Origin of the sequence: Bradyrhizobium sp. Arg237L, assembly GCF_029990105.1 — a bacterium.
Lineage (GTDB): Bacteria > Pseudomonadota > Alphaproteobacteria > Rhizobiales > Xanthobacteraceae > Bradyrhizobium.
The window spans coordinates 60,432-75,658 of sequence record NZ_JAQMIL010000022.1; the positions used below are offsets into that span (position 1 = coordinate 60,432).

At 64.0% G+C, this 15,227-nt stretch carries 17 protein-coding genes, 1 tRNA gene and 1 pseudogene; 6 read left to right on the forward strand and 13 right to left on the reverse strand.

Features of this window, described 5'->3' with window-relative positions:
- The first annotated feature begins 38 nt into the window (after nt 1-38).
- The gene (gene trxA / locus OZ411_RS15740) at nt 39-359 is read left to right on the forward strand and encodes a thioredoxin (RefSeq protein ID WP_282528719.1); all 321 of its coding nucleotides are present in this window, start codon (nt 39-41) and stop codon (nt 357-359) included.
- Nucleotides 360-547: 188 nt separating this feature from the next.
- On the opposite strand, the gene OZ411_RS15745 is transcribed toward trxA, so the two are convergent.
- From OZ411_RS15745 to rpsA, 9 genes and pseudogenes are all read right to left on the reverse strand, one after another.
- Nucleotides 548-1,891 (reverse strand): folylpolyglutamate synthase/dihydrofolate synthase family protein, encoded by a 1,344-nt coding sequence (locus OZ411_RS15745; RefSeq protein WP_282528720.1) that lies wholly within the window; start codon nt 1,889-1,891, stop codon nt 548-550.
- Nucleotides 1,888-2,829: an acetyl-CoA carboxylase, carboxyltransferase subunit beta gene (gene accD / locus OZ411_RS15750; RefSeq protein ID WP_282528721.1), complete on the reverse strand. Its 942-nt coding sequence runs from the start codon at nt 2,827-2,829 to the stop codon at nt 1,888-1,890. Before accD ends, OZ411_RS15745 begins: the two co-directional genes overlap by 4 nt.
- A gap of 93 nt (nt 2,830-2,922) precedes the next feature.
- The gene (gene trpA / locus OZ411_RS15755) at nt 2,923-3,759 is read right to left on the reverse strand and encodes a tryptophan synthase subunit alpha (RefSeq protein ID WP_282528722.1); all 837 of its coding nucleotides are present in this window, start codon (nt 3,757-3,759) and stop codon (nt 2,923-2,925) included.
- The gene (trpB, locus tag OZ411_RS15760; RefSeq protein ID WP_282528723.1) at nt 3,756-4,973 is read right to left on the reverse strand and encodes a tryptophan synthase subunit beta; all 1,218 of its coding nucleotides are present in this window, start codon (nt 4,971-4,973) and stop codon (nt 3,756-3,758) included. Before trpB ends, trpA begins: the two co-directional genes overlap by 4 nt.
- Nucleotides 4,974-5,161: 188 nt before the next feature.
- Nucleotides 5,162-5,800, reverse strand: a pseudogene (locus OZ411_RS15765) (phosphoribosylanthranilate isomerase); the annotation flags it as partial.
- Nucleotides 5,801-5,860: 60 nt separating this feature from the next.
- A complete protein-coding gene (locus tag OZ411_RS15770; RefSeq protein WP_282528724.1) occupies nt 5,861-6,253 on the reverse strand; it encodes a LapA family protein in 393 nt (130 codons plus the stop codon).
- An 81-nt stretch (nt 6,254-6,334) separates the two neighbouring features.
- Nucleotides 6,335-6,685, reverse strand: a complete 351-nt coding sequence (locus tag OZ411_RS15775) for an integration host factor subunit beta (RefSeq protein WP_282528752.1) — start codon at nt 6,683-6,685, stop codon at nt 6,335-6,337.
- Nucleotides 6,686-6,826: 141 nt separating this feature from the next.
- On the reverse strand, nt 6,827-7,804 hold the full coding sequence (gene sppA / locus OZ411_RS15780; RefSeq protein WP_130579847.1) for a signal peptide peptidase SppA: 978 nt from the start codon (nt 7,802-7,804) through the stop codon (nt 6,827-6,829).
- A gap of 282 nt (nt 7,805-8,086) precedes the next feature.
- Nucleotides 8,087-9,796 (reverse strand): 30S ribosomal protein S1, encoded by a 1,710-nt coding sequence (gene rpsA, locus OZ411_RS15785; protein ID WP_028167309.1) that lies wholly within the window; start codon nt 9,794-9,796, stop codon nt 8,087-8,089.
- Nucleotides 9,797-10,346: 550 nt separating this feature from the next.
- Between rpsA and OZ411_RS15790 the strand changes: the two genes are divergently transcribed.
- The gene (locus tag OZ411_RS15790; RefSeq protein WP_160168987.1) at nt 10,347-10,496 is read left to right on the forward strand and encodes a hypothetical protein; all 150 of its coding nucleotides are present in this window, start codon (nt 10,347-10,349) and stop codon (nt 10,494-10,496) included.
- Between the two features lie 60 nt (nt 10,497-10,556).
- On the opposite strand, the gene cmk is transcribed toward OZ411_RS15790, so the two are convergent.
- From cmk to aroA, 3 genes are read right to left on the reverse strand one after another with little or no spacing between them, the layout of a single operon-like run.
- A complete protein-coding gene (cmk, locus tag OZ411_RS15795; RefSeq protein ID WP_130579846.1) occupies nt 10,557-11,195 on the reverse strand; it encodes a (d)CMP kinase in 639 nt (212 codons plus the stop codon).
- 10 nt (nt 11,196-11,205) lie between these two features.
- Entirely contained in the window at nt 11,206-11,610 is a 405-nt protein-coding gene (locus tag OZ411_RS15800) for a hypothetical protein (protein WP_282528725.1), read from the reverse strand.
- A gap of 48 nt (nt 11,611-11,658) precedes the next feature.
- The gene (aroA, locus tag OZ411_RS15805; protein WP_282528726.1) at nt 11,659-13,020 is read right to left on the reverse strand and encodes a 3-phosphoshikimate 1-carboxyvinyltransferase; all 1,362 of its coding nucleotides are present in this window, start codon (nt 13,018-13,020) and stop codon (nt 11,659-11,661) included.
- A gap of 144 nt (nt 13,021-13,164) precedes the next feature.
- Between aroA and OZ411_RS15810 the strand changes: the two genes are divergently transcribed.
- The 3 genes from OZ411_RS15810 (at nt 13,165) to OZ411_RS15820 (ending at nt 14,087) form a co-directional block, all read left to right on the forward strand.
- Complete coding sequence (locus OZ411_RS15810) at nt 13,165-13,575, forward strand: TIGR02300 family protein (RefSeq protein WP_130579843.1); 411 nt, start codon at nt 13,165-13,167, stop codon at nt 13,573-13,575.
- Between the two features lie 64 nt (nt 13,576-13,639).
- Nucleotides 13,640-13,715: transfer RNA gene (locus OZ411_RS15815), tRNA-Ala, on the forward strand.
- A gap of 132 nt (nt 13,716-13,847) precedes the next feature.
- Nucleotides 13,848-14,087: a GIY-YIG nuclease family protein gene (locus OZ411_RS15820; RefSeq protein ID WP_130226708.1), complete on the forward strand. Its 240-nt coding sequence runs from the start codon at nt 13,848-13,850 to the stop codon at nt 14,085-14,087.
- Between the two features lie 7 nt (nt 14,088-14,094).
- Here OZ411_RS15820 and OZ411_RS15825 read toward each other — a convergent pair whose 3' ends face one another.
- Nucleotides 14,095-14,559 carry a MarR family transcriptional regulator gene (locus OZ411_RS15825; RefSeq protein WP_282528727.1) on the reverse strand — a complete coding sequence of 155 codons (465 nt, stop codon included), beginning with the start codon at nt 14,557-14,559 and terminating at the stop codon, nt 14,095-14,097.
- Nucleotides 14,560-14,715: 156 nt separating this feature from the next.
- Here OZ411_RS15825 and OZ411_RS15830 point away from each other — a divergent pair, with 156 nt between their 5' ends.
- Nucleotides 14,716-15,141, forward strand: coding sequence for an organic hydroperoxide resistance protein (locus OZ411_RS15830; protein ID WP_130583130.1), 426 nt, complete (start codon nt 14,716-14,718; stop codon nt 15,139-15,141).
- Nucleotides 15,142-15,227 lie beyond the last annotated feature (86 nt).

Genomic DNA, 15,227 nt, shown 5'->3' on the forward strand with positions numbered 1-15,227 from the left:
CATTCGCGCCCTTTTCTTCCAACCAAACGAGGTATCCCATGTCCGTTGGCAAGGTTTCTGACGCCAATTTCGAAGCCGAAGTGCTCAACGCGACCGGGCCTGTCGTGGTCGATTTCTGGGCCGAATGGTGTGGCCCCTGCCGAATGATCGCGCCCGCGCTGGACGAGATCGCCGGTTCGATGGGCGACAAGGTCAAGATCGTGAAGCTCAACGTCGACGAGAGCCCGAAGACGGCTTCCAAATATGGCGTGATGTCGATCCCGACCCTGATGATCTTCAAGGGCGGCGAGATGGCCTCGCGCCAGGTCGGCGCGGCGCCGAAGGCGAAGCTGCAGCAGTGGATTTCCGCTGCGGTCTGATCCGGTAATTTCCTTGGAATAATTTCGACAGCGGCCGGCGGATAGCTGGCCGTTTTGCTTTATTCGCACGAACGCCGTTCGAGAATCGTAGCCCGGATGGAGCGAAGCACAATCCGGGGTTCTCTCCACGTGGACAGACTTTTCCCGGGTTACGCTGCGCTTCACCCGGGCTACGGGAGCTGGAGCCTTCACACCGGCGGCGTGCCGTTCACATCCAGCACATGGCCGGCGAGATAGAGTGAGCCCGTGATCAGGATGCGCGGCGACACCTCGTAGGCGAGGCTCGATAGCGCCTGCAGCGCGGCCTCCACGCTGGACGCGATCTCGACGCGCATCCCGAACCCACGTGCCGCGTCCGCCAGCCGATCCGGTGGCATGGCGCCCGGGCGGCCGGGAATCTCGACCGCGATGATGTGGCGCGTCAGGCCGGCGAAATTGGCCAGGAAGCCGGATGCATCCTTGTTCGCCATCATGCCGGCGATCACGACCAGCGGACGCGACACGCGCTCCTCGAGATCGCCGACCGCAGTGGCCGCCACGCGCCCGCCTTCGGCATTGTGTCCGCCATCGAGCCAGATCTCCGAGCCCGCCGGCGCCAGATTGACCAGCTCACCCGACGCCAGCCGCTGCATTCGCGCCGGCCATTCGGCATTGACGATGCCGGCTTCGAACGCCGCGATCCCGATCTTGAACGCGTCGACAGCACGTAGTGTCGCGATCGCAAGCCCGGCATTGTCGAACTGGTGACGACCGAACAGTCTTGGCGCCGCCAGATCCATCAGGCCGCGATCATCCTGATAGACCAGCCGGCCACGCTCGACCCCGACATGCCATTGCTGTCCGGCCGCATGCAGCGGCGCCCGCCGGCGCGCCGCCTGTGCCTCGACGACCGACATCGCATCAGCCGCCTGCTCGGCACAGACCACCGGCACGCCGCGTTTGATGATCGCGGCCTTCTCACCTGCGACCGCGGTCAGCGTATCGCCGAGGAATTCGGTGTGATCCATGCTGATCGGCGCGATGACGGAGGCGAGCGGCGTCTCGACCACATTGGTCGAATCCAGCCTGCCGCCGAGACCGACCTCGAGCAGTGTGACGTCGGCCGCATGCGTGGCGAACAGGCAGAACGCCGCCGCAGTCTCGATCTCGAAGATCGTGATCGGCTGGCCGTCATTGACGCGTTCGCAATGCTCGAGCACCGAGCGCAATTCGTCGTCGTCGACCAGCACGCCGCCACCGACGCGGCCAAGGCGATAGCATTCGTTCAGTCGCACCAGATAGGGCGAGGTGAAGGCATGGACGCGCAAGCCGGCCGCTTCCAGGATCGCACGCAAATAGGCGATCGTGGAGCCCTTGCCGTTGGTGCCGGCAACATGGATCACCGGCGGCAGCTTGCGCTCGGGATGATCAAGCCGTGTGAGCAGCCCGTGCATGCGATCGAGGCTGAGGTCGATCGTCTTCGGATGCAACGCCGACAGGCGCGCAACCAACTCGCCGAGCGGCGGCGATGGTTGGGCGGCAGGTACGCTCACGCGTGCGGCGCTGCCGGCACGGTTTCCGGTGCCGAGACGATCTGGGTGGGTGCCGTGACCTCCGGTGCAGGCTTCGAGGCAACCTGCAGCGGCGGCGATTTGGTGAGCAGGCGGCAGAGCCGCGCCAGCGTCGCGCGCATGTCGTGGCGATGCACGACCATGTCGACCATGCCGTGGTCGCGCAGATATTCGGCGCGCTGGAATCCTTCCGGCAATTTCTCGCGGATGGTCTGCTCGATCACGCGCGCGCCGGCGAAGCCGATCAGCGCGCCCGGCTCGGCGATTTGCACGTCGCCCAGCATCGCATAGGAGGCGGTGACGCCGCCGGTGGTCGGGTTGGTCAGCACGACGATATAGGGCTGCTTGGCCTCGCGCAGCATCTGCACGCCCACGGTCGTGCGCGGCATCTGCATCAGCGACAGGATGCCTTCCTGCATCCGCGCGCCGCCCGAGGCTGCGAACACGATGAAAGGCGACTTCTTTTCGACCGCGAGCTCGAGCCCGCGCACCATCGCTTCACCGGCGGCCATGCCGAGCGAGCCGCCCATGAAGTCGAAATCCTGCACCGCGATGACGGCGCCCATGCCTTCGAGCTTGCCGTAGCCGACCTTGATCGCGTCGTTCAGCGCGGTCTTGGCTCGCGCATCCTTGATGCGATCGACATATTTGCGCTCGTCGCGGAACTTGAGTGGGTCAGGCGTCACGTCGGGCAGCGCCACGTCGAACCAGGTCTCGTTGTCGAAGATCGACTTCAGCCGCGCCACCGCGCCCATGCGCATGTGGTAGTTCGAGCCGGGAATGACGAACTGGTTGGCCTCGACGTCCTTGTAGAACACGAGCTGCCCAGAATCCGGGCACTTGATCCAAAGATTCTCCGGCGTCTCGCGCCGCAGGATGCTGCGGATCTTCGGCCGGACGACATTGGTGAGCCAGTTCATGCTTCGCTCCGAAATGCGGTCGGTTCCGCATTAGGTCAATATATGGCGGGCCGGGTAACCCCCGGCAAGCCGCCCTGCAACCACGATTGCAGCCTATTCGGCCGCTTGTTTGGCGCCCCGTACGCCCTGCGACAGCGCGGCGGCAAGGTCGGCCACGGCGGTCACGGTCCTGGCGGTAGCCCGCCCCTCCGCATCGAGGCTGCCGCGCAGGGCATCGACCAGTGCGGTGCCGACCACCGCCCCGTTGGCACTTCCGGCGATCGCCCGCGCCGCTTCCGGGGTGCGGATACCGAAACCGACGCAAACCGGCAGCTTGGTATGCCGCTTGATGCGCGCCACCGCTTCGCCGACCGCCGTAGCGTCCGCCGCCGCGGCGCCGGTGATGCCGGTGATCGAGACATAGTAGACGAAACCCGAAGTGTTCGCGAGCACCGCCGGCAGGCGCTTGTCGTCGGTGGTCGGCGTCGCCAGGCGGATGAAATTGAGGCCGGCCTTCATCGCCGGCAGGCACAGCTCGGTGTCCTCCTCCGGCGGCAGGTCGACGATGATCAGGCCATCGACGCCGGCGCTCTTGGCGTCGGCGAGGAACTTGTCGACGCCGTAGATGTAGATCGGATTGTAATAGCCCATCAGCACCAGCGGCGTGGCGTCATCGTCCTTGCGGAAGCCGCGCACCATCTCGAGCGTCTTCTTCAGCGTCATGCCGCCCTTGAGCGCGCGCAAGCCGGCCGCCTGGATCGACGGACCATCCGCCATCGGATCGGTGAAGGGCATGCCGATTTCGATGACATCAGCGCCGGCCTTCGGCAGCGCCTTGAGGATGTCGAGCGATGTCGCTGGGTCCGGATCGCCGGCCATCACGAAAGTGACAAAGGCGGAGCGGCCCTGCTTCGCGAGCTCGGCAAAACGTGCATCGATACGGGTGGTCACTTGTTTCGGCCCTTCAAGATGTCGCCGACTTGCGGCACGTCCTTGTCGCCGCGGCCGGAGAGGTTGACCACCATCAGGTGATCCCTGGGCCGCTTCGGCGCGAGCTCCATCACCTTGGCGATGGCATGCGCGGGCTCCAGCGCCGGGATGATGCCTTCGAGCCGCGACAGCAATTGGAAGGCTTCCAGCGCCTCTTCGTCGGTCGCCGAGAGATAGTTGACGCGGCCGGTCTCGTGCAGCCAGGCGTGCTCAGGGCCGATGCCGGGATAGTCCAAGCCGGCCGAGATCGAGTGCGCTTCCTGGATCTGGCCGTCTTCGTCCATCAAGAGATAGGTACGGTTGCCGTGCAGCACGCCAGGCCGGCCGCCCGCGATCGACGCCGCATGTAGTTGCGTCAGGCCGTGGCCGGCGGCTTCGACGCCGAAGATCTCGATCGAGGGATCGTCGAGGAAGGGATGGAACAGCCCCATCGCGTTGGAGCCGCCGCCGATGCAGGCGACGAGCGAATCCGGCAGACGGCCCTCGACCTCCTGCAATTGCTGGCGCGTCTCGATGCCGATGATCGACTGGAAGTCGCGCACCATCATCGGATAGGGATGCGGGCCGGCCACCGTGCCGATGCAGTAGAACGTGTTGTGCACATTGGTGACCCAGTCGCGCAGCGCATCGTTCATCGCATCCTTCAGCGTGCGCGCGCCCGACTGTACCGGGACCACCTTGGCGCCCAGCATCTCCATGCGGATCACGTTGGGCTGCTGCCGCGCGACATCGACCGCGCCCATGTAGACCACGCATTCGAGCCCGAACCGCGCGCATAGCGTCGCGGTGGCAACACCGTGCTGGCCGGCGCCGGTCTCGGCGATGATGCGCTTCTTGCCCATGCGGCGCGCCAGCATGATCTGGCCGAGCACATTGTTGACCTTGTGCGAGCCGGTGTGGTTGAGCTCCTCGCGCTTGAAATAGATTTTTGCGCCGCCGAGATGCTCGGTCAGCCGCTCGGCGAAATAGATCGGCGACGGCCGGCCGACATAGTGCTTCAGATGGCCGTCCATCTCCTTTTGAAATGCCGGATCGCCCTTGGCCTCGGCATAGGCCTTTTCGAGGTCGAGGATCAGCGGCATCAGTGTTTCCGCGACGAAGCGCCCGCCGAAAATGCCGAAATGCCCGCGCTCGTCGGGACCGCTGCGGAAAGAGTTGGGCAGTGCTGGGCTCATCGAACTATCTTTGTATCGGTTAGTGGCGCCGTTCCTGCTCCCTCGCCCCGCCCTTGCGGGGAGAGGGTCGGGGTGAGGGGCTCTCTCCACAAATTCGGTGAGAACTGTGACCGCGGTGGCTCCCCCTCACCCGGATCGCTGACGCGATCCGACCTCTCCCCGTGAACGGGGAGAGGTGAAGGAAGGTCTGTGGCGCGCGCGGCGCGGATGAAGGCACGGATCAATTCGGGATCTTTGATGCCGGGCGACCGTTCGACGCCGGACGAAATATCGACGCCGCCGGCACGGGTGACACGGACGGCCTCAGTGACATTGTCGGCGTTCAGCCCGCCTGAGACCATGAAGGGCAGCTCAAGCTGGAGCTTTTCGAGCACGTGCCAATCGAACACTGCACCGAGGCCGCCTGGCCGCGTCGCGCCTTTCGGGGCGCGGGCGTCGAACAGGATGCGGTCGGCGACCGCCGCATAGCCCGCAAGCGGTGCAAGATCGGCTGCTGTCTCGACCGCAAGTACCTTCATCACTTGCAGGCCGAACCTCTGCTTGATGTCGCGCACGCGCGCCACCGTCTCCTTGCCGTGCAGTTGCAGGATGTCAGGCTGCAGCGTCTCGACGATGTTTTCGAGCGTGGCGTCATCCGCATCGACGGTGAGCGCCACCTTTACGGCGCGGCCTTTCGCCTGCCGGGCGAGCTCCCGCGCGGCCTCAAGCGAGAGATGCCGCGGCGAGGGCGGAAAGAACACGAAGCCCACCATGTCGGCACCGGCCTCGAGCGCGACGTCGAGCGTCTCGCGCGTGGACAGGCCGCAGATTTTGACGAGCAGGGACATGGTCTCTCAGGAGTGCTGCAACGGCCGAAACTGGCAGCTCCGGCACGGACGGGGCGGGTTCTACAACGTCGCGCCCTGCTTGTCTCGCCCGACGACCCCCGATGAACCGCCATTTGATGGGGCTGTGAGGCGACGCCGTTCGGCTTGCGCGGCGGCCAAGGTCGCCCGCAGATCGGCCAGTTCCGCCCGGGCCTGCCGGGCGTCAGCCTCATGCTGCCGCGCCGCGCGGCGCCAGCGATGCTGCCGGAACCAGGTCGCCATGCCGCCCGCGAGCACGCCCAGGATCGCCACGATAATGAGCACGAGGAATAACGGCAGCGTTATCGCCACCGTCGGAGTGGTCGAATTGAACGGATCGAATGAAACCGTCACCAGGTGACGGTTCGCAACGGCGAAGACGATGAAGAACAGGCCGAGCAGGATGACGAGCAGCGTCGTGAAGAACTTTCGCATCACCATCCCTCGCAGCGGCCGACAATCGCGTGCCGATCTATAGCAACCAGAGACGCGGATGCGCCAGCGATCTCCGCGAGATCAGGCGCTCGATTCCGGCGAGCTACCGCCGCTGCCATCGGTGTCGCGGTTCAGGCGCTCGCGCATTTCCTTGCCGGTCTTGAAGAACGGAACGCTCTTCTGATCGACCGGCACATGCGCACCCGTTCGCGGATTGCGGCCGGCCCGCGCCGGACGATGCTTCACCGAGAACGCGCCGAACCCGCGCAGCTCAACCCGATCGCCGCGCGCCAGCGCAGCCACGATCTCATCGAGAATCGCATTGACGATGTTCTCGACATCCCGCTGGTAGAGATGCGGGTTGTGCTCGGCGATACGCTGAACAAGTTCGGATTTGATCATCGAGAATGTGGCCCGGGACCTTGCGGATATCCATTTCCGTGAAAATGCCTTGAACTGTCAAGACGCTAAATCACTTTTGGCGCCAAGGAAGAGCCGTGACAAATGGCCCGAACCCGGCTTTTCGCGATTCCCGCAATACGGGAGTGCGGCCAAAGACCGATTGTGCGCATCTCAATTGCTCCCCGAAGGCTGCCAAAGCGCCAGCATGCCATCCATGCCGAGCCGATCGACAGCCTGGGCGAGGCCAGTCTGCTCGATGCGGCGCGCTATTGCGCTCAAACCAAATGCATCGAGCGTGGCCGAAGCCGCCGTGCGTAGGAATGTCAGATCGCCGAAGCGCGGATTGAGCTTGTAGTCGCGCACCGGCAGTTCGCTCTTGATCTTCTTCTCCTGGACCAGCCAGGCGACCGCGGCCCTCTCATCGCCGAGCTGATCGATGAGCTTCAATTCCACCGCCTGCCGGCCGGTGAAGACACGACCGTCCGCGACCTTTTCAAGCAGGGCATCATCCATGCCGCGTCGCTCCTTCACGAGGCCGCGGAACCAGGCATAGGAATCCTTCACCAGCGCATCGATCGCGGCGCGTGCTTCCGGGCTGGTCGGCTCGAAGCCGTTGGGCGCGGCTTTCAGCGGCGAGGACTTTATCTCCTCGACCTTCACGCCCACGGTTTTCAGGAGCTCGCTGACATTCGGAAACTGGAACAACACGCCGATCGAGCCGACCAGCGAGCTCTGCTGCGCGACGATGTGGTCCGCGGCAATCGCGGTGATGTAACCGCCGGACGCCGCCAATCCCTCGACCACCACGACCAACGGCTTCTTCGCCTTCAGCCGCGTCAGCGCGTCGTAAAGCTGCTCGGAACCGGCGGTGGTGCCGCCCGGCGAATTGATATGGACGATGACGGCCGCGGCTTGCGACTTCTCCAGCCGCTCCAGCGCCTCGACACGATCCTGGTCGCTGCGGATCAGGCCCTCGATATTGATGCGCGCGATCGATCCCGCCGTCGTCAGCGAGCCGCGCCCACCCGCTACGATCACGCCGACGCCGACAAGGGCCGCGATCGCAACCACCGCTGCCGCGACGCGCCAGAAGGTCAGCTTGCGGCGAATCCGGCGACGATCGACGATCACGTCTGAATCAAGCGACATCGAAAATCTCCAAAAGAGCTCAACGCGTTCTTGCAATCACAGGATGACGGAGAGGTTATCAAAATACATCAATTGCGGTGCAATATGAAGAAAACAAGGCTGGCATAGAGTTACAAGCGTAGCACGGATGGAATACGCCGAGATACGCAGCCGTAGCCCGGATGGAGCCATCGGGCGTGCGTTCGCGCGACCCGATGGCTCCATCCGGGCTACGGACAAGCCCCAGATAAAAAAGCCCCGGCCGAAGCCGGGGCTTGATGATGCGACGAAGAAAGCAAGTGCTCACTTCTCGTTGGCACGATTCTTGAGTGCGGTGCCGAGAATGTCGCCGAGCGTCGCGCCCGAATCCGAGGAGCCGTACTGCGCGATGGCTTCCTTCTCTTCGGCCACTTCCAGCGCCTTGATCGAGACCTGCACCTTGCGGGCCTTCTTGTCGAACTGGATCACCCGCGCATCGACCTTCTCGCCGACGGCGAAACGTTCGGCGCGCTGATCGTTGCGGTCGCGGGCGAGTTCCGAGCGCTTGATGAAGGTGGTGAAGTCGGTACCGGAGATCTTCACTTCGACGCCGCTCTCCTTCACTTCGAGCACTTCGCAGGTCACGACCGCGCCCTTCTTGACGTCGCCCGGCTCGGCAAAGGGATCGCCCTCGAGCTGCTTGACGCCGAGCGAGATGCGCTCCTTCTCGACATCGACGTCGAGCACGACGGCCTTCACCAGGTCGCCCTTCTTGAAGTTGTCGATCACCTGCTCGCCCGGAAGCTTCCAGTCGAGATCGGACAGGTGCACCATGCCGTCGACGTCGCCTTCGAGACCCAGGAACAGGCCGAACTCGGTCTTGTTCTTGACCTCGCCCTCGACCACCGAACCGACCGGATGCTTCTCGACGAAGACTTCCCAGGGGTTGCGCATGGTCTGCTTGAGGCCGAGCGAAATGCGGCGCTTGACCGAATCGACTTCCAGCACCTGCACCTCGACTTCCTGCGAGGTGGAGACGATCTTGCCGGGATGCATGTTCTTCTTGGTCCACGACATCTCGGAGACGTGGATCAGGCCTTCGATGCCCGGCTCGAGCTCGACGAACGCGCCGTAATCGGTGATGTTGGTGACGCGGCCGGTGAAGCGGGCGCCAAGCGGATACTTCGCCTCGATGCCCTGCCACGGATCGTCCAGGAGCTGCTTCATGCCGAGCGAAATGCGGTGCGTCTCGTGGTTGATCTTGATGATCTTGACCTTCACGGTCTGGCCGATGGAGAGCACCTCGGTCGGGTGATTGACGCGGCGCCATGCAATATCGGTGACGTGCAACAGGCCGTCGATGCCGCCGAGGTCCACGAACGCACCGTAATCGGTGATGTTCTTGACCACGCCGTCGATCACCTGACCCTCTTCGAGGTTCTGCACCAGCTCCTGGCGCTGCTCGGCGCGGGTTTCTTCGAGCACGGTGCGGCGGGACACCACGATGTTGCCGCGGCGACGGTCCATCTTGAGGATCTGGAACGGCTGCGAGTTGTTCATCAGCGGCGCGACGTCGCGGATCGGACGGATATCGACCTGCGAGCGCGGCAGGAAGGCCACGGCACCGTCGAGATCGACGGTGAAGCCGCCCTTGACCTGGTTGAAGATGACGCCGGTGACCTTCTCGTTGTTCTGGAACGCCTTCTCGAGCTTGCCCCAGCTCTCCTCACGCCGCGCCTTGTCGCGCGACAGCACCGCTTCGCCCAGCGCATTCTCGATGCGGTCGAGGAACACCTCGACCTCGTCGCCAACCTTGAGATCGCTTTCGCGGCCGGGGCCGGCGAATTCGCGCAAGGCCACACGACCTTCGGTCTTCAGGCCGACATCGATGACGGCCATGTCCTTTTCGATGGCAACCACCTTGCCCTTGACGACCGAGCTCTCCTGCAGATTGCCGCCGGCAAAGGATTCATCGAGCATCGCGGCGAAATCGTCGCGGGTAGGACTATAGGAAGCAGCAGTATTCGAAGCCATATGTTCTCCAGATGCGGGTGTCTTGCCGGCCGTTCGGGTTAAGGGCGCACCGCGCATGTGGTGTCAGGTCCGCAAATCCTGACGACCGCTCCTTGCGCGAGGGCGCAAAAGCGGGCCGGCAGCAAGCCACATGTTCGATACGTTGATGGCGCGCATTCCGCAAAAGTGGAAAACCGGTTTTGCGAAAGAATGCACGTGACGTAGATGTCCGAGCCCGGAAACGAAAGATCGACGTCAAGAACCGATGGAGCGGGCGCTCCTCCAATATCGGCCGGGGCTCATACCCCGCTGCCGGCCCGCTCGGGCGGCCCCGACATAGTCGATGGCGGCACGGACGCTGCTGATATAATATCCACCGCTATTTTCGGCAAGCCAGAAATGCCCGATTTGCGGGGCTCTAAGGCTGACACAAGCCTTAACAATGCCGGACTGCATTTGAACAATTGTTGACCGTGTTGCGCGAAAGGCATCTGGCAGGGCTTGTGGTGGAACCCGGGCTTAAGTGAGCCCGCGCATAGTGGGGCCCACCCAAGAGACAGGGGGAACGACCATGAAAAGCCTGATCGCCCTGGCCGTCGTTGCCGCGTTCGCACTCGGCCATGCCATCGCCGCAATGCCTGGCGCGGCAGCGTCGATGCGGACCTTTTCGGCTGCACAGTCTTTCTCCGGCCTGGCTGACCAGGAATCCTCGACGCGTTAGGTAGCGTTTTCGAGCGAAGTGGGTACCGGTTCGCGTGAAGAAAACGCGTCAAACAACAATCTAGGCCAGCCCGCGCGCCGCGCGCACCGCCTCGACGATGTCGATCGCGGCGCGCACGCCGGCCTCGATATCGAGATTGGAATTGTCCAGCGTATGCGCATCGGGCGCCGGCTTTAGTGGGGCCACCGCGCGATTCTTGTCACGCTCATCGCGCTTGAGAATATCGGCCAGCACCGCTGCCTCATCGGCGTCCTCGCCGCGCGCGCGGGCCTCCAGCGTCCGCCGCCGGGCCCGCACACGCGGATCGGCGACGACAAAGATCTTCACATCGGCATTCGGGCAGATCACGGTCCCGATATCGCGGCCGTCAAGGACCACGCCAGGCGGATCGGCGGCGAACTGGCGCTGGAAATTGACCAGCGCCTCGCGCACCTTGGGTATTGCTGATACCACGGAAGCGGCATCGCCGATCCGTTGCGTCTTCAGCTCGGGATGGCCGAACTTCTCAGGGTCGAGCTCCATCGCCGCCTTGATCGCGCGCGCTTCATCGGTGAGGTCGGCGCCGGCATCGAGCAGCGCCTTTGCCACCGCGCGATAGATCACCCCGGTGTCGAGATGGCGGTAGCCATAATGCGCAGCGAGCCGTTTTCCCAGCGTACCCTTGCCGGATGCGGCCGGTCCATCGATAGCGATGATCATGGTGCCCTATCTAAGTCGTGGAGTGAGGACCGCGGGCGCGCCGCAACGGTCGCTCCTCGGTGAAGATATTGCGCGAGGCAAACTCGCCCGGGCTGCTGAAGGTGAGATATTCGCGCATCGCGTCCGAAGCGTCCGCCGAGGTGAACCAGGGTGTCTTCAACCGGCGCGCCGGATCGCAGACCCAGCCGGGAACCCGCCCAAGCCTGCGTTGCTTGGCGAGATATTCGGCAATCGCACCAATCAACGCATCGAGCTTCGCGTCACCGGTCAATTTAGGCTCGCGTTCAATCGACGCATAGCGAAGCTCATCGGTGCTTGCCAGGTCGAACGTATCGACAAACTCGGCCAGGACATCGTCCTGCCGCGCACCAGCCTGAATGCTGTCGACGGCATCAGCGAGGGTATTTGGGGGCATCGGCCACTCCCTCACGGCTTATGCTGGGCTGCCGCCATAGCGTCAGCCTCATGAAAACTCCGCGCCAAGCGAGCGCATCATCGGAATGAAATCCGGGAAACTGGTGGCGATGAAGGCGGTGTCGTCGATCGTCACCGGCCGGTCGGCGGCGAGCCCCATCACCAGGGCCGACATCGCGATGCGATGATCCATGTGGGTGGCGACCACGCCGCCGCCGGGCACATGGCCCTTGCCCTCGACGATCAAATCGTCGCCTGAGATCTCGACCTTGACGCCGTTGACACGCAACATGTCGGCGGTGGCTTCGAGGCGATCGGATTCCTTGACGCGCAATTCCTGCAGGCCGCGCATGATGGTGGTGCCCTCGGCGTAAGCGGCCGCCACCGCCAGCACCAGATATTCGTCGATCATCGCCGGCGCGCGTTCCGGCGGCACCTCGACCCCGCGCAATTTGGAAGCGCGCACGCGCAACCGCGCCATCGGCTCGCCGCCGTCCATGCGCAACTCATCCTCTTCGATCAAGGCGCCCATCTCGCGCAGCGTCGTGAACAGCCCGGTGCGCAGCGGATTGGTCATGACGTCAGGCAGCACGATATCGGAGCCGCCAACGACCAGCGCCGCCACGACCGGGAACGACGCCGAGGAGGGATCGGCGGGAACGACGACATCGGCGCCGTGCAGTTCGCCCTGGCCGGTCAGCGCGATCCGGCGGCCGTGGCTGCCTTCCTTGCTCGAGGTAAGCTGTGCGCCAAAATGCTTCAGCATCAGCTCGGTGTGATCGCGGCTGGCTTCCTGCTCAATCACTGTGGTGACACCCGGCGCCGCCAGTCCCGCCAGCAGCACCGCGGACTTGATCTGGGCCGAAGCGACGGGGGTCTTGTAGACGATCGGCAACGGGTTGCGAGCGCCATGCAGCGTCAGCGGCAGGCGGCCGCCTTCCCTCATCTCGCCCGCCCTGGCGCCCATCAGTTCCAAGGGATCGAGGATCCGCCGCATCGGCCGCGAGCGCAGCGAGGCATCGCCGTCAAAGGTCGCCGTGATCGGACAGCCCGCAACCGCTCCCATCACCAGCCGGCAGCCGGTGCCGGAATTGCCAAAATCGAGCGGCCCGGCGGGCTCCGCGAAGCCCCCGACGCCAACGCCCCGGACCGACCAGGCAAACGGGCCGGTACGCTCGACCTCGGCCCCCAGCGCCCGCATCGATTTGGCGGTATTGAGCACATCTTCGCCCTCGAGCAGCCCGGAAATCCGGCTTTGGCCGACCGCCAGCGCACCCAGGATCAGGGCCCGGTGGGAGATCGACTTGTCGCCGGGGACGCGGGCCTTGCCGCTCAGGGGACCGCTCGCGCGGGCCTCCAGGGGGGCCTTGGAGGGGGTCTTTTCGGGGTTCTGGTGGTCGGAATGGGCCAAGATCACGTCCTCTCGCGGCGCGGCAGGTAACATATCGAACCCCCGGCGTCACCCGGGAGTAAATGCGCGCAAACCGCTATTGACAGCGGCCCCTCAACTAGCCAAGTGAAGCACCGCTTTTCAGAAAATTCCTGGGATCACCACGTGGCCAAGTCCGACCTCGGAACCAAACGCATTTGCCCGACCACGGGCAAGAAGTTCTATGATCTGAACAAGAACCCGGTTATCTCGCCTTACACCGGCGAAGTCGTGCCGATCGCCCCCGTGGCGCCGCCGCGCGCTACTCGAGGCGCCAGCGCCGCTGCGGCCACCGCCGCTGCCGATACGCCGGAGCCCGCGGAGGCCGAAGAATTGGTCTCGCTCGAGGAGGCCGATGCCGAGGAGAACACCGGCAAGGTCAAGGCGGTCGTTCCCGAATCCGAGGACGATATCGAGATCGACGAGACCCTCGAAGACGATGATGACGATGATTCCACCTTCATCGCCGACGAAGAAGAGGGCGATGAGGACGTCACCGACATCATTGGCGACGTCGGAGGCGATGAAGAGACTTGAGATCGATCCAGAACTGTGTTCTGGGTCTTTCCCCGCGAGTCGGATGCGGCTCGCGATCCCTTAAGGGGCCATAGCTCAGCTGGGAGAGCGCTTGCATGGCATGCAAGAGGTCGGCGGTTCGATCCCGCCTGGCTCCACCACGCTTCGCCCTTCGGGCTACGCGTGGCGCAGCCGCGCGGAGCTCGAAGGGCGAAGCGTGGTGCCCGGCGAAGCCCAACGGGCGAAGACGGGCTGCCGAGAACTTCGCTGGTGCTATCTGCTAGTAGACATCGATGTGGTACGTCTACATCATCCGCAGCATCAACTTTCCGGACCAGGAGTACATCGGTGCCACTGCGGATTTGAAACGACGCTTTCCGGAACACAATGCCGGCAGATCCGCGCACACCGCCAAGTTCAAGCCATGGCAACTGATCTGGTACTGTGCCTTCCCCGATAAATACAAAGCGCTCGCGTTTGAGAAATATCTCAAATCCCATTCCGGCCGCGCGTTCGCCAAGAAGCGCCTCTGATCCCCCCTCACTCCGCCACCGCCGCATTCAGCCTGTCCCGCAGCGCCACGATCTCGTTCTTCATCGCCGATAGTTCCGGGACCGAGCAGGCAGCGGCCGCCAGGACCTGTTGCGGCACCGCTCTCGCCTTCTCCTTCAGCGCCTGCCCTTGCGGCGTGAGTGCGATCAGCACCTGCCGCTCGTCTTCCTTGCTGCGTGTGCGCTTGATGAGCTGCGCGGCTTCCAACCGCTTGAGCAGCGGCGTCAGCGTGCCGGAATCCAGGAATAGCCGCTCGCCGATATCCTTGACCGGAACGCCATCCTTCTCCCACAGCACCAGCATCACCAGGTATTGCGGATAGGTCAGGCGCAGCCGGTCCAATAGCGGCTTGTAGACGCGGTTGAACGCGTGCGCGGCCGAATAGATCGCAAAGCAGATTTGATTGTCGAGCCGTAGCGGCTGGTCCGCGACCGCCAACTGTTTCCGTGCCATTTCTCAGCCTCGTCAGAATCTGGGTTCATTGTGGGCCGGTGCCGCCGCACATTCAATTGCGAACAATTAAATGTGAGGCCATGTGTTTTATATTGTGCGCAATCTAGTTGTCCGCAATATAAACGGCGTCGAAACCATTGATGAGGGAGACACCCCATGTCCGTGAACGTGCTCTACAAGACCAGCGCCAAGGCCACTGGCGGCCGCGACGGCCATTCCGCGACGCTTGATGGTGCGCTCGACGTCAAGCTCACCACCCCGAAGGAGCTTGGCGGTGGCGGCGGCGCCGGCAACAACCCCGAACAGCTCTTTGCGGCCGGCTACGCCGCCTGCTTCATCGGCGCGATGAAGTTCGTGGCCTCGCAGGGCGGCCCGAAGGTGCCCGCCGACGCTGCGGTGACCTCGACGGTCGGCATCGGACCGCGCTCCGAAGGCGGCTTCGGCCTCGATATCGCGCTCGACGTCTCCCTGCCCGGGCTCTCGCGCGCGGATGCAGAGGCGCTGGTGGAAAAGGCCCACCAGGTGTGTCCCTATTCCAACGCCACGCGCGGCAATGTCGATGTACGCCTGAACGTGGTGTAATCTGTATGGCGGAATAGCCCGCTGATTTTTTGCGGCGGGCTATTCGCGTTGCGATCAGTGACGGCATGCCCCCACGCGCGATAAGG

Coding starts and splice junctions, on each gene's coding strand:
- trxA (WP_282528719.1), top strand. CDS start 39: ATGTCCGTTGGCAAGGTTTCTGACGCCAATTTCGAAGCCGAAGTGCTC.
- accD (WP_282528721.1), bottom strand. CDS start 2,829: ATGAACTGGCTCACCAATGTCGTCCGGCCGAAGATCCGCAGCATCCTG.
- trpB (WP_282528723.1), bottom strand. CDS start 4,973: ATGAGCCCAGCACTGCCCAACTCTTTCCGCAGCGGTCCCGACGAGCGC.
- OZ411_RS15770 (WP_282528724.1), bottom strand. CDS start 6,253: ATGCGAAAGTTCTTCACGACGCTGCTCGTCATCCTGCTCGGCCTGTTC.
- sppA (WP_130579847.1), bottom strand. CDS start 7,804: ATGTCGCTTGATTCAGACGTGATCGTCGATCGTCGCCGGATTCGCCGC.
- rpsA (WP_028167309.1), bottom strand. CDS start 9,796: ATGGCTTCGAATACTGCTGCTTCCTATAGTCCTACCCGCGACGATTTC.
- OZ411_RS15790 (WP_160168987.1), top strand. CDS start 10,347: ATGAAAAGCCTGATCGCCCTGGCCGTCGTTGCCGCGTTCGCACTCGGC.
- cmk (WP_130579846.1), bottom strand. CDS start 11,195: ATGATCATCGCTATCGATGGACCGGCCGCATCCGGCAAGGGTACGCTG.
- OZ411_RS15800 (WP_282528725.1), bottom strand. CDS start 11,610: ATGCCCCCAAATACCCTCGCTGATGCCGTCGACAGCATTCAGGCTGGT.
- OZ411_RS15820 (WP_130226708.1), top strand. CDS start 13,848: ATGTGGTACGTCTACATCATCCGCAGCATCAACTTTCCGGACCAGGAG.
- OZ411_RS15825 (WP_282528727.1), bottom strand. CDS start 14,559: ATGGCACGGAAACAGTTGGCGGTCGCGGACCAGCCGCTACGGCTCGAC.
- OZ411_RS15830 (WP_130583130.1), top strand. CDS start 14,716: ATGTCCGTGAACGTGCTCTACAAGACCAGCGCCAAGGCCACTGGCGGC.